This window comes from Rhodococcus sp. EPR-134, assembly GCF_001647205.1.
Taxonomy (GTDB): domain Bacteria; phylum Actinomycetota; class Actinomycetes; order Mycobacteriales; family Mycobacteriaceae; genus Rhodococcus_F; species Rhodococcus_F qingshengii.
The window spans coordinates 1-13038 of sequence record NZ_LVCT01000189.1; the positions used below are offsets into that span (position 1 = coordinate 1).

Here is a 13038-nt window from a genome sequence, read left to right on the forward strand (position 1 = left end):
AAACCAAGGTTCTCCGCGGCGCCGCAGCCGCAGTCGTCAAGAACATGTCGCTCTCGCTCGAGATCCCGACTGCAACCAGCGTGCGTGCCATCCCCGCGAAGCTGATGTTCGACAACCGCATCGTCATCAACAACCACCTCGCGCGTACCCGCGGCGGCAAGATCTCGTTCACCCACCTCTTGGGTTACGCGATCGTCCAGGCAGTCAACGCGTTCCCCAACATGAACCGGCACTTCGCCGAAATCGACGGCAAGCCGAACGCGGTCACGCCCGAGCACACCAATCTCGGACTCGCGATCGACCTTCCCGGAAAGGACGGCAACCGCTCACTGGTAGTTGCCGCCATCCGGAACACCGAGTCGATGAACTTCGTCCAGTTCCACGCGGCGTACGAAGACATCGTCCGACGCGCCCGTGAAGGCAAGCTCACCGGCGAAGACTTCACCGGCGTCACCATTTCGCTGACCAACCCGGGCGGTATCGGCACGGTTCACTCCGTTCCTCGCCTGATGAAGGGCCAGGGCGCCATCATCGGTGCCGGCGCGATGGAATACCCCGCCGAGTTCCAGGGCGCCAGCGACGAGAAGCTGGCCGAGATGGGCGTCGGCAAGTTGATGACTCTCACCTCGACCTACGATCACCGCATCATCCAGGGTGCCGAGTCGGGCGATTTCCTGCGCACGATCCACAACCTGCTGATCAGCGACGAGTTCTACGACGAGATCTTCCACGCGCTCGGCAACCCGTACGAGCCGGTGCGGTGGCGCAAGGACGTGCCGGAAGGCGCTGTCGACAAGAACACCCGCGTTCTCGAACTGATCGCTGCATACCGTGACCGCGGCCACCTCATGGCCGACACGGACCCGTTGCAGTTCGTCAAGGACAAGTTCCACAGCCACCCCGACCTCGACGTCATCAGCCACGGCCTGACGCTGTGGGATCTGGACCGTGAGTTCAAGGTCGGCGGCTTCCACGGTCAAGAGAAGATGAAGCTGCGCGACGTGTTGAGCGTGCTGCGCGACGCGTACTGCCGCCACGTCGGCGTCGAGTACACGCACATCCTCGAGACGGATCAGCGTCAGTGGATCCAGGACCGCGTCGAGGGCCATCACGCCAAGCCTTCGGTCGCTCAGCAGAAGTACATCCTGAGCAAGCTCAACGCCGCCGAGGCCTTCGAGACGTTCCTGCAGACCAAGTACGTCGGCCAGAAGCGCTTCTCGCTCGAAGGCGCCGAAGCCGTCATCCCGATGATGGACGCCGTGATCGACCAGGCCGCCGAGCACCAGCTCGACGAGGTCGTCATCGGCATGCCGCACCGTGGCCGTCTCAACGTGCTTGCCAACATCGTCGGCAAGCCGTACTCCAAGATCTTCACGGAGTTCGAGGGCAACATGAACCCGGCAGCCGCTCACGGCTCCGGCGACGTGAAGTACCACTTGGGTGCCAGCGGAACGTACATCCAGATGTTCGGTGACAACGACATCGCTGTCTCCTTGACCGCAAACCCGTCGCACCTCGAGGCCGTCGACCCGGTTCTCGAAGGCCTGGTCCGCGCCAAGCAGGACATCCTCGACAAGGGTGAAGAAGGCTTCACCGTCCTGCCGCTCATGCTGCACGGTGACGCTGCATTCGCCGGTCAGGGCGTTGTCGCCGAGACGCTCAACCTCTCGCTGCTTCGCGGTTACCGCACCGGTGGCACCGTGCACATCGTCGTGAACAACCAGGTCGGCTTCACCACCGCTCCGGAACATTCACGCTCGTCCGAGTACTGCACCGACGTCGCGAAGATGATCGCCGCACCGGTCTTCCACGTCAACGGCGACGACCCCGAGGCTTGCGTCTGGGTTGCTCAGCTGGCCGTCGACTTCCGTGAGAAGTTCGGCAAGGACGTTGTCATCGACCTCATCTGCTACCGCCGTCGCGGTCACAACGAGGGCGACGACCCGTCGATGACCCAGCCGGCCATGTACGACGTCATCGACACCAAGCGCAGCGTTCGTAAGAGCTACACCGAGTCCCTCATCGGCCGCGGTGACATCTCGCTCAAGGAAGCCGAAGACGCACTTCGCGACTACCAGGGCCAGCTCGAACGGGTCTTCAACGAGGTCCGTGAACTCGAGAAGTTCCAGCCCGAACCGTCCGAGTCCGTCGAACTCGACCAGACTCCCCCGGCTCGCCTGACCACGGCTGTCGCTCCCGAGGTCCTCGAGCGCATCGGTGATGCGTTCGTCAACGTCCCCGACGGCTTCACCGTTCACCCGCGCGTCAAGCCGGTTGCCGAGAAGCGCCGCGAGATGGCCCGTGAGGGACATGTCGACTGGGCGTTCGCAGAATTGCTTGCGTTCGGCTCGTTGGCCGAGCAGGGTGCCTTGATCCGCCTCGCGGGTCAGGACTCCAAGCGAGGAACGTTCACGCAGCGTCACTCGGTCCTCATCGACCGCAAGACCGGCAACGAGTACAGCCCGATCGCCAAGATCGCTGCCGACGCCGAAAACGGCGGCAAGTTCATGGTCTACGACTCCGCACTCACCGAGTACGCAGGTCTGGGCTTCGAGTACGGCTACTCGGTCGGTAACCCCGACGCTCTGGTCCTGTGGGAAGCGCAGTTCGGTGACTTCGTCAACGGCGCGCAGACCATCATCGACGAGTTCATCTCTTCGGGTGAGGCCAAGTGGGGTCAGCTCTCCGACGTCGTGCTGCTCCTGCCGCACGGTCACGAGGGTCAGGGTCCGGACCACACCTCCGGTCGCATCGAGCGTTTCCTTCAGCTGTGTGCAGAAGGCTCGATGACCGTTGCGGTTCCGTCGACTCCGGCCAGCTACTTCCACCTGCTGCGTCGCCATCACCTCGACGGCATCCGCCGTCCGCTGGTGGTTTTCACGCCCAAGTCGATGCTGCGTAACAAGGCTGCCGTCAGCAACGTCGAGGACTTCACGACGGGCAAGTTCCGTTCGGTCTTCGAGGAGCCGTCATACGAGAGCGGCGAAAGCGCACGCGAATCGGTCAAGCGGGTTCTGCTGGTCAGCGGCAAGCTGTACTGGGAACTCCTGGCGAAGAAGCACAAGGACGAGCGTGACGACATCGCCATCGTGCGCATGGAGCAGCTCTACCCCGTGCCGAAGCGTCGCCTCAAGGAGACCCTGGACCGTTACCCGAATGCGGATCAGTTCCGTTGGGTCCAGGAAGAGCCCGCAAACCAGGGTGCGTGGCCGTTCCTCGGGCTGGCTCTGCCGGACCTTCTGCCGGAGACCTTGACCGGTATCAAGCGCATCTCGCGTCGTCCGATGTCCGCTCCCTCTTCGGGATCGAGCAAGGTCCACGCGGTGGAGCAGCAGGAGATCTTGGACGAGGCGTTCCTGCCGACCAACTGATCTCAGTAATTTGACAAGGGCCGGGCCCCACATTCCGCAAGGAGTGTGGGGCCCGGCCTTTCTGCGTTCACGTCAATTCGATTGCAGCAGACCCAGATCCGGCCCGGCATCGAAGCCGACGGCCGCCAGTGCCAACGCGGGCAACGACTGAACCGTCAGGTCGATCAGTTCCTCGCGGGTGATGGCGGGCGCTCGGAGCCAACTGATGGTGGCTTCCTCGACGAACGCGATCCAACCGCGAACGGCCAACTCCACCTGAGGTGTTCGAGTCAGGCCGATCTTCGGGAGCTGATCGAGGGTTCTCTTGGCCATGATGTCGCGAGTCTGCTCGAACACCTCACGCATCTGCGGATCCCCGCTGGCGGTCCCCCGGAGCAGCGAGACGTAGGTATTGCGGTTCTCGGTCACGTAGTCGACGTACGACGCCAGCACCGAGCGGAGGGTGAGCATCGGATCGTCCGACTCGCTCGGCTCGGTGCGCTGGAGCATCTGTTCACTGCTGTGTCGGACGATCGCCAGATGGAACTCGCTTTTCGACGCGAAGTAGTGGAACAGAAGCCCCCGCGAGACACCAGCCTGATCGGCGATGTCCTCGACGGAAATCTGTTCGAGCGGCCGTTCGGCCAGCATCCGCGCCCCGAGGTCGATGAGTTGCGCTCGGCGTTGCGCAGGGTCGAGCCGCGTTCGCTTTACTGCGTCCATGCCCAATAGACTACTGAATATTCGTCAATAAGCTATTGACCGTGACTCAATAAAGGCATATCGTTCCCTACATGAGTCTTCCAGTTACAGATACCTCAGCACCTGCCGCGGATACTCGCCACGTCGGCACACTGATCATCGGCAGTGGTTTCGCCGGTCTCGGTGCGGCGATCAAACTGGCACAGGCCGGCATCACCGACTACGTCGTTCTCGAGCGCGGCAACGACGTCGGCGGGACCTGGCGTGACAACAGCTACCCGGGCGCCGCGTGTGACGTGCCGTCGCATTTGTACTCGTACTCTTTTGCACTCAATCCGGAGTGGACGCGCTCCTTCTCCACTCAGCCCGAGATATACAAGTACATCCAGTCGGTGGCCAACCGCCACAAGGTGCTCGACAAGCACATCTTCGACTGCGACGTTCTCTCCGCACGCTGGGACGAGGCGTCTGCTCGGTGGCACGTCAGCACCAACAAGGGCGAATTCGTCGCAAAGATCGTCGTCTCGGCCGTCGGCGCATTGTGTGAGCCTTCACTTCCGGACATCAAGGGCATCGACGGCTTCAAGGGCGAGATCTTCCACTCCTCGCGTTGGAACCACGACGCCGATCTGACCGGCAAGCGTGTGGCCGTCATCGGAACCGGCGCCTCGGCCATCCAGATCGTGCCGGCCATCGGCAAGAAGGTCTCGCATCTCGACGTGTACCAGCGCACGGCGCCGTGGATCCTGCCCCGCGCAGACCGCGAGTACACCAAGATCGAGCACCTCGCGTTCAAGTACCTCCCCGGCTTCCAGAAGTTGTGCCGCACCGGTATCTACTGGATGCGAGAGACGCAGGTCGTCGGCCTGGCCAAGGCGCCGGTCTCCATGAAGCCGTTGCAGTTCGCCGCCGAGCGTCACCTGAAGGCCCAGATCAAGGACAAGGATCTTCGCAAGAAGGTCATGCCCAACTTCCAGATCGGCTGCAAGCGCATGCTGATCTCGAACAACTACTTCCCCACCCTCGCCCAGGACAATGTCGACCTGGTGACCGAAGGCATCGAGGAGGTCACCGCCAACGGGATCGTCTCGAAGACCGGCACCACCCGTGAGATCGATGCCATCGTCGTGGCGACCGGATTCCACGTCACCGACTCCCCCACCTTCGCGGGAATCTTCGGCAAGGACGGACGCTCGCTCGCCGAGGTCTTCGAAGAGACCGGCATGCAGGGATACAAGGGCGCGGCAGTTGCCAACTTCCCCAACATGTTCTTCCTCGTCGGACCCAACACCGGCCTCGGACATTCGTCGATGGTCTTCATGATCGAGTCGCAGATCAACTACCTGGTCGACGCGATCACCACCATCGACAAGTACGACATCGGCACCATCGAGGTGCGCAAGGACAAGCAGGACAAGTACAACAAGGACCTGCAGGCAGCTATGTCCAAGAGCGTGTGGAACAACGGCGGTTGCGCCAGCTGGTACATGGACAAGCACGGAAACAACACCACCCTGTGGCCTGGCTTCACCTTCCAGTTCCGCAACGCCACCAAGCATTTCGACCTCGCGGCATACCGCAGCGTCGCCACCTCGGATCTCGGCGCCGTCGGCACCGCGACCACTTCACAGATCGACCTCGACGACGAGAAGGCAGTAGCACAATGAGTGATTTTGCAGGCAAGGTCGTAGTCATCACCGGAGCGGGATCGGGCATCGGTCGCGCACTAGCACTGAACCTGGCCGGCCAGGGCGCCAAGTTGGCAATCTCCGACGTGGACACCATCGGGCTCGCCGAGACAACGCGTCTGGTGGAAGCCATCGGCGCCGAGGTGAAGTCGGACCATCTCGACGTCACCCAGCGCGAAGCGGTTCTCGAGTACGCCGACGCGGTTGTCGCCCATTTCGGCAAGGTCAACCAGATCTACAACAACGCCGGAATCGCCTACCACGGCACTTTCGAGAAGTCCGAATTCAAGGACTTCGAACGTGTCATGGACGTCGACTTCTGGGGAGTTGTCAACGGCACCAAGGCATTCCTCCCCCACGTCATCGCATCCGGCGACGGGCACATCGTAAACGTGTCGAGCCTCTTCGGTCTGCTGTCGATGCCGGGTCAGAGCGCATACAACTCGGCCAAGTTCGCCGTTCGCGGTTTCACCGAGTCGCTTCGCCAGGAAATGCTGATCGCCAAGCACCCGGTGAAGGTGACCTGTGTGCACCCGGGCGGAATCAAGACCGCCATCGCACGCAACGCCACCGCAGGCCCGGGTGAAGATCTTGCGGTCTTCTCCGAGTTCTTCGACCGCAAGCTCGCGCGCACCACACCGGAAGACGCCGCCAAGACGATCGTCAACGGTGTTCTGAAGAGCAAGCCGCGAGTTCTCATCGGGATGGACGCAATCGCACTCGACGCCTGGGTTCGCCTCGTAGGATCGGGCTACCAGCGCATCGTCGCGATCGTCGCCGGCCGAATGATGCCCAAGTCCAGCTGAGTTCGTTTCACAGCGCAGTTCGCACAAAGAGTCAGGAGCCCTGCCGGTGAGCACGTTCACCCTTCCGCTGCCCGTGGTCGCATTCTTGTTGAAGCCGTACTTCCGTCTGGCTTTCAACTCGCGGCTGCCGTATCGGATTCAACGTCTGTTGCTCGAGGCCGGGGCACCGCTACAGCAGGTTCCAGCGGGCGCCGTCGTGCGCCCGCTGGAGCTGGCTTGCCGACCGGCAGAGAAGATCACCGTCGGCGCAACCGAGCGCCCCACCGCAGTTCTCTACCTGCATGGCGGGGCGTACACGCTGGGTTCGCTGTCCACACACCGTTCTCTCGCAGCTCATCTCGCCCGTGAGTCGTCCAGTGCGGTCTTCACCTTGGACTACCGTCTCGCGCCGGAGAATCCGTATCCCGCCGCTCTCGACGACGCGGTCTCAGCCTTCATGCAGTTGGTCACCGAGTTCGACTATTCGGAAGACCGCGTTGCCATCGCCGGCGATTCGGCCGGTGGCGGCCTGGCCGCGGCGACCGCTATCCGTCTGATCGAGCGTCACGGCGTGACCCCCGGCGCGCTTGCCCTGATCTCACCGTGGGTCGATCCCGGCGATCGGAGTGCTACCAAAAAGGCCGACCTGGTGGTCAACACAGCGTGGTCCTTCGACGCCGCCGACGCCTACCTTGCCGGAGGCGACCGTACTGATCCCGGCTACGCACCGATGCATGGCAAGCTCGACGGGTTGCCACCCACCAGGATTCACGTCGGTTCCGAGGAAGTCCTCTACCCGCAGATCATGACGTTCACCGACAAGCTCTCCGCTGCCGGCGTCGACGTGTCCCTGGTGGAGTACGCGCGACTGTGGCACGTGGCTCACGCACAGGCGTCACTGGTGAAGGAAGCAGCAGACGCCGTTTCCGACCTCGGCCAGTTCATCGCATCGAAACTGATTCGTGCCAAGGATGATTCGAGTTCAGCAGTGGGCTCGAACAGTCACTGACGGCTGGGACACCCGTCCATGTCACTGACGGGTGTCCCACCAGGTGCGGGCGACTTCCGAGGCTGACGCCTTGCCGGTCCGCACCTGCTCGATCATTGCGGCGAGATCGGTGGTGGACAGTTCACCGGCAACGACGCTGAGCGCCTTGACAGCCGAATCTCCCAGTGCGCCCGCTCGAAAGAGCGGAACGACATTCTGCGCAGCCAGAACGTGATTCGAATCAGCGAGCACTGTGACGGCATCGGATTGTGCCAACGCCGACAGCGTCGTGGTTCCGAATACTTGTGCACCGGGTACGTCTGCCGGCGTTGCCTGATCGACACCGGCGAAGACACACTCGGCGCCCTCGGCCAACTGTTCCACTGCCCCGTCCTCGACGAATCTCGCGGAGACGAGCGGCCTCGCCGCGGCACACGAAGGAGCAAAGGCTTCTATCGTCTTCGCTCCCAACGACTGTGCGTATCCGGTGTCGAGTGCGAGGACCGCACGATCTTCGGCCATCGCATAGTCGGAGACCGAAAGACCCTCCGGCAGAGAGCGACTCAAGGCTTCGAAGACGTCGTCGGCCTTGCGGGCCGGGGATGACGGGTCGTAGTGATCGAGCAGCGCGCCGGTGAACTCGGGCACCAAAGTGACTCGCGCTGCGTCCAGAGCCTCGAGTGATTGGTTTCGGCCACCACCCACCGATTCGACGCGAGCCGACAGGCCGGAGGAGGAGAGCACCGTCGAATACACCTCGGCCAACACCGAACTCTCCACCGATGCGTCAGCAGCCACCACGATCTGGTCACGAGACTCCGCTTCGGCACCCTCTACCACCGAATCACCGTTTGCGCATCCGCTGAGAATCGGCAGGACCATCAGTGCTGCAACAACAGTCGAATACTTCGTGCGTCTGCTCTTCACCGAAATCCTCACATCCAATCCCATGGATCGAAAACCGTGCCATGTCGGTACCTATCGTTACACTTGTCGGGCGATGCGCGGTAACCAGTCCTGACGCAGCCACTCGGTGGCGGCGCCGTCGAAGTCACTCGGGTGGCTTCGCCACAAGGGAATGGTTTCCGACGCCCGAAACACGGGACGCCCGAAAAACCGGAAGGACGCTCATGCGCACCTCACGATTTCGTTCCAACCGTTGGCTCGTAGCCGCGGCAACCGTTGTCTCTCTGACTGCACTGACAGCGTGCGGTAGCAGCGACGGTGACTCCAACAGCGATCCCAACGCGATCGTTGTCGGCTCCGCCAACTTCACCGAATCCGAGACGATCGCCAACATCTACGCCGAAGCACTGCGTGTCAACGGGTTCGATGTGTCCACGTCGTTCAACGTCGGCAGCCGCGAGGCGTACATTCCGGCACTCAAGGACGGGTCCATCAGTGTCATTCCGGATTACACGGGAAACCTCCTGCAGTACTTGGATCCCGACAGCACGGCCACCAGCTCCGCTGACGTCCTCGCTGCTCTTCCCGCAGCTCTCGGGTCGGAATTGGCAATTGCGACGCCTGCATCCGCCGAGGACAAGGACGCCGTCGTTGTCACGAAGGAAACCGCTGACAAGTGGAACCTGAAGACGATCGCCGATCTGGCTCCGCATTCCGCCGAGGTCAAGTTCGGTGCTCCGGCCGAGTTCCAGGAACGTCCAGCCGGATTGCCCGGTTTGAAGTCCAATTACGGCCTCGACATCTCGGCAGCCAACTTCGTTCCGATCGCCGACGGCGGTGGACCGGCAACCGTGAAGGCTCTCTCCTCCGGTGACATCACCGCGGCAAACATCTTCACGACGTCGGCCTCCATCCCGGAGAACAACTTCGTGGTTCTCGAAGACCCGAAGAACAATTTCCCGGCTCAGAACGTGGTGCCGGTGCTGCGCGCGTCGAAGTCTTCCGACAAGTTGAAGACAGTCCTCGATGCGGTGTCCGCCAAGCTCACCACCGAAGAGTTGTTGGCACTCAACGTCCAGGTGTCCGGCGACACCAAGACGGAGCCGGCAGCGGCGGCCAAGGCGTGGGTGACGGCGCAGGGCCTCGACAAGCCGGTCTCGTAGTCACGTGATCACCTTCGAGGGCGTCACCAAGCAGTATCCGGACGGCACCACCGCCGTCGACCGTCTCGATCTCACCATCGAGGCCGAGTCGTTCACGGTGTTCGTGGGGCCGTCCGGGTGCGGCAAGACGACGTCGATGCGCATGATCAACCGGATGATCACACCGACGTCGGGCAAGATCTTCGTCGACGGTCGTGACATCGCCCAGACCGACGCGGTGAAGCTGCGTCTCGGCATCGGGTACGTCATCCAGAACGCCGGCTTGCTTCCGCATCGCACCGTGATCGACAACGTCGCAACAGTTCCGGTACTGCGCGGTGAGTCCCGCCGCGCAGCGCGCAAAGCCGCGTTGGGGGTACTCGAACGAGTCGGTCTGGACATCTCCCTTGCCACCCGCTATCCCGGGCAACTCTCGGGTGGGCAGCAACAACGTGTGGGAGTTGCGCGAGCATTGGCTGCCGATCCGCCGATCCTGTTGATGGACGAGCCCTTCAGCGCCGTCGACCCGGTGGTGCGTGAGGATCTGCAGACCGAAATGCTCCGTCTTCAAAGCGAACTGAAGAAGACGATCGTCTTTGTCACCCACGACATCGACGAGGCAGTCAAACTCGGTGATCACATTGCCGTCTGCGGTCCCGGCGGGCGGCTTCAGCAGGTGGCGGCACCTCGCGACGTGTTGGCCGCTCCGGCAACGGATTTTGTCGCCGGATTCGTCGGACGCGATCGCGGCTATCGGGGATTGTCGTTCCGCGCTGCCGACGAGGTTCCGTTGCACCCCATACGCACGGCCGTCGAGAACGAATTGAAGGCTCTACGTCTCGAATTGGGCGAATGGGTTCTCGTGGTCACGGACAACGGAACCCCGCAGGGATGGATCGACGTGACCGGCGTCGAAGGCCTGCGCTCGGGACGAACCCTTGCTCAGTCGACGTCTGCCGGTGGTTCGCTGTTCTCCCCCGGCGGCGATCTCCGCCAAGCACTCGATGCGGCAATCTCGTCGCCTTCCGGTATCGGTGTTGCCGTCGACGGCGAGGGCGCGGTCATCGGCGGGATCCTCGGTTCCGAAGTCGTTGCGAAATTGGCAGATCAGCGTCGACGCGAGGACGAGGAACGCAACCGAGTCGCCTTCACCGAGGGATTCGGGTCGTAGCGGCATGCGCTGGCTCATCGACAATTTCTCGACGGTCGTGGATTACTCGAAGACCCATCTGTATCTGGCACTGCTTCCTTTGCTGATCGGTCTCCTGATTGCCGTTCCGGTCGGAACAGCGATCCGCAACGTCAGATGGCTGCGCCGAATCACGTTGACCCTGGCGAGCATTGCGTTCACGATTCCGTCGCTCGCGCTGTTCGTCACCATCCCCCAGTTGTTCGGACTCAAGACCCTTGATCCTCTCAACGTCGTGATCGCACTCAGCGTGTATGCGACGGCACTGCTCATCCGGGCAGTACCCGAAGCACTCGACTCGGTGCCGGACAACGTCATCGACGCCTCCACCGCCGTCGGTTTCACACCACTACGACGCGCTCTGACGGTCGAGTTGCCATTGGCGCTGCCGGTGATGATCGCGAACATCAGAGTTATTGCCGTTACCAATATTTCGCTGGTGTCAGTCGGATCTCTGATCGGAATCGGCGGGCTTGGAGTCCTGTTCAAACAAGGCTACGACCGCGACTATCCCGACCAGATCGTTGCGGGCATCATCGCGATCGTCGTGCTGGCACTGGCGCTCGATCTGATCCTGTATCTGATCGGCCGATTCCTGACCCCGTGGACCAGAACGTCGACCTCGTCGAAGGTTCCCGCCGTCCTGTCAGCCGAGGGGGAACCCGTATGAGCATCTTCACCGGGGCCTGGGACTTCATCGTCGATCCCGGAAATTGGAGCGGCGACACCGGAATCGGCACCCGCGTCCTCCAGCACCTCTGGTACAGCGTTCTGGCCGTGGCACTTTCGGCTGTGATCGCGGTGCCCATCGGATTACTCATCGGCCATCTGCGTCGCGGTGAGATCGTGGTCGTCAGTCTGGTCAACGCACTGCGATCACTGCCTACTCTCGGCCTGCTGACCTTCCTCGTTCTTCTCATGGGTCTGGGAGTGATGCCGCCGATTCTCGCCCTCGTCATTCTTGGTATTCCCCCACTACTCGCCGGCACGTACGCCGGAATCGCCAGCGTCGACCGCGGCGTCGTCGAGGCCGCACGGGCGATGGGTATGACCGAACTCCAAGTGATCTTCCGCGTCGAGATACCCAATGCGCTGCCATTGATTCTCGGCGGACTGCGTAACGCGACACTGCAGGTGATTGCCACGGCAACGGTCGCCGCCTACGTCAACCTCGGCGGCCTCGGCCGGTACATCTTCGACGGTCTCGCGCTCTACAAGTACGACCGAGTGGTCGTCGGCGCAATCCTGGTCGCGGTTGTGGCTCTCGTCGTGGACGGCTTACTGGCGCTGGTGGTCTGGGCATCGGTTCCCGGGACCGGCAGGCTACGCCGAACACCCGACCTCACTCGTCTGTAGCTCTCGGTACACACGAAAAAGCCCCGATCGGAACCTTGTGTGCGGGTTCCGATCGGGGCTTTCGTAGTCCCTCTTAGCTGGTCACGCCCTCAGCATGCGCTGCGGCCGCGACGGCTTCCGCTACTGCGGGTGCCACGCGAGGGTCGAGTGGGCTGGGGACGATTTTGTCCGCCGCCAACTCGTCGCCGACCACCGTCAGGATTGCCTCGGCGGCAGCGAGCTTCATACCTTCGGTGATGCGACGGGCGCCGGCGTCGAGCGCGCCCTTGAAGACACCGGGGAAGGCAAGAACGTTGTTGATCTGGTTCGGGAAATCACTACGGCCCGTCGCCACGATCGCCGCGTACTTCGACGCGGTTTCGGGGTGAATCTCCGGGTCCGGGTTGGAGAGTGCGAACACGATCGACTCGGGAGCCATCGAAGCGATGAGCTCCTCGGGGATCTTGCCCGCCGAGACACCGAGGAACACATCGGCACCTTCGAGAGCCTCGATGGCACCACCATGCAGGTCACGGGGATTGGTGCGGGCCGCGAGTTCTGCCTTCACGTCGTTGAGGTCGCTGCGCTCACCCGAGATGATGCCCTTCGAGTCCAGCACGATGACGTCGCTGATTCCGGCGGCGAGCAGGATGTTCGCGCAGGCAACACCCGCAGCGCCGGCGCCGGAGATGACGACCTTGAGTGTGGTGATGTCGCGGCTCTGGACCTTCACGGCGCCCTTGAGTGCCGCGAGGACCACGATGGCGGTTCCGTGCTGATCGTCGTGCATGACGGGGCAGTCGAGAGCTTCGATGACGCGCTTCTCGATCTCGAAGCAACGCGGCGCCGAGATGTCCTCGAGGTTGACCGCGCCGAAGCTCGGACGCAGTCGGATGAGTGTCTCGACGATCTCGTCGGGGTCCTTGGTGTCGAGAACCAGCGGAATGGAGTTC

At 62.5% G+C, this 13038-nt stretch carries 11 protein-coding genes; 8 read left to right on the forward strand and 3 right to left on the reverse strand.

What is annotated here, in order from left to right; all coding sequences use genetic code 11:
• On the forward strand, nucleotides 1-3371 hold a 3371-nt coding region (locus A2J01_RS08450; protein ID WP_064112512.1), incomplete at its 5' end, for a multifunctional oxoglutarate decarboxylase/oxoglutarate dehydrogenase thiamine pyrophosphate-binding subunit/dihydrolipoyllysine-residue succinyltransferase subunit.
• A gap of 72 nt (nucleotides 3372-3443) precedes the next feature.
• Here the strand turns inward: A2J01_RS08450 and A2J01_RS08455 are convergent.
• Nucleotides 3444-4073, reverse strand: coding sequence for a TetR/AcrR family transcriptional regulator (locus A2J01_RS08455; RefSeq protein WP_007736130.1), 630 nt, complete (start codon nucleotides 4071-4073; stop codon nucleotides 3444-3446).
• 71 nt (nucleotides 4074-4144) lie between these two features.
• On the opposite strand from A2J01_RS08455, the gene A2J01_RS08460 reads away from it, so the two are divergent.
• Genes A2J01_RS08460 through A2J01_RS08470 form a run of 3 tightly spaced genes read left to right on the forward strand, consistent with a single transcriptional unit; the run spans nucleotide 4145 to nucleotide 7534 of the window.
• Nucleotides 4145-5719: a flavin-containing monooxygenase gene (locus tag A2J01_RS08460; RefSeq protein ID WP_064112513.1), complete on the forward strand. Its 1575-nt coding sequence runs from the start codon at nucleotides 4145-4147 to the stop codon at nucleotides 5717-5719.
• Nucleotides 5716-6546, forward strand: a complete 831-nt coding sequence (locus tag A2J01_RS08465) for an SDR family NAD(P)-dependent oxidoreductase (RefSeq protein WP_064112514.1) — start codon at nucleotides 5716-5718, stop codon at nucleotides 6544-6546. The genes A2J01_RS08460 and A2J01_RS08465 overlap by 4 nt, the downstream gene beginning before the upstream one ends.
• Before the next feature lie 46 nt (nucleotides 6547-6592).
• On the forward strand, nucleotides 6593-7534 hold the full coding sequence (locus A2J01_RS08470; protein ID WP_063316844.1) for an alpha/beta hydrolase fold domain-containing protein: 942 nt from the start codon (nucleotides 6593-6595) through the stop codon (nucleotides 7532-7534).
• Nucleotides 7535-7555: 21 nt separating this feature from the next.
• Here A2J01_RS08470 and A2J01_RS08475 read toward each other — a convergent pair whose 3' ends face one another.
• A complete protein-coding gene (locus A2J01_RS08475; protein ID WP_064112518.1) occupies nucleotides 7556-8440 on the reverse strand; it encodes an ABC transporter substrate-binding protein in 885 nt (294 codons plus the stop codon).
• Between the two features lie 203 nt (nucleotides 8441-8643).
• On the opposite strand from A2J01_RS08475, the gene A2J01_RS08480 reads away from it, so the two are divergent.
• From A2J01_RS08480 to A2J01_RS08495, 4 genes are read left to right on the forward strand one after another with little or no spacing between them, the layout of a single operon-like run.
• A complete protein-coding gene (locus tag A2J01_RS08480) occupies nucleotides 8644-9582 on the forward strand; it encodes an ABC transporter substrate-binding protein (protein WP_003945094.1) in 939 nt (312 codons plus the stop codon).
• 4 nt (nucleotides 9583-9586) lie between these two features.
• A complete protein-coding gene (locus A2J01_RS08485; protein ID WP_064112515.1) occupies nucleotides 9587-10732 on the forward strand; it encodes an ABC transporter ATP-binding protein in 1146 nt (381 codons plus the stop codon).
• A gap of 4 nt (nucleotides 10733-10736) precedes the next feature.
• Nucleotides 10737-11420, forward strand: coding sequence for an ABC transporter permease (locus tag A2J01_RS08490; protein WP_007736121.1), 684 nt, complete (start codon nucleotides 10737-10739; stop codon nucleotides 11418-11420).
• A complete protein-coding gene (locus tag A2J01_RS08495) occupies nucleotides 11417-12106 on the forward strand; it encodes an ABC transporter permease (protein WP_064112516.1) in 690 nt (229 codons plus the stop codon). Before A2J01_RS08490 ends, A2J01_RS08495 begins: the two co-directional genes overlap by 4 nt.
• 73 nt (nucleotides 12107-12179) lie before the next feature.
• Here the strand turns inward: A2J01_RS08495 and A2J01_RS08500 are convergent.
• A partial coding sequence (locus A2J01_RS08500; RefSeq protein ID WP_064112517.1) for an NAD(P)-dependent malic enzyme occupies nucleotides 12180-13038 on the reverse strand: 859 nt, incomplete at its 5' end.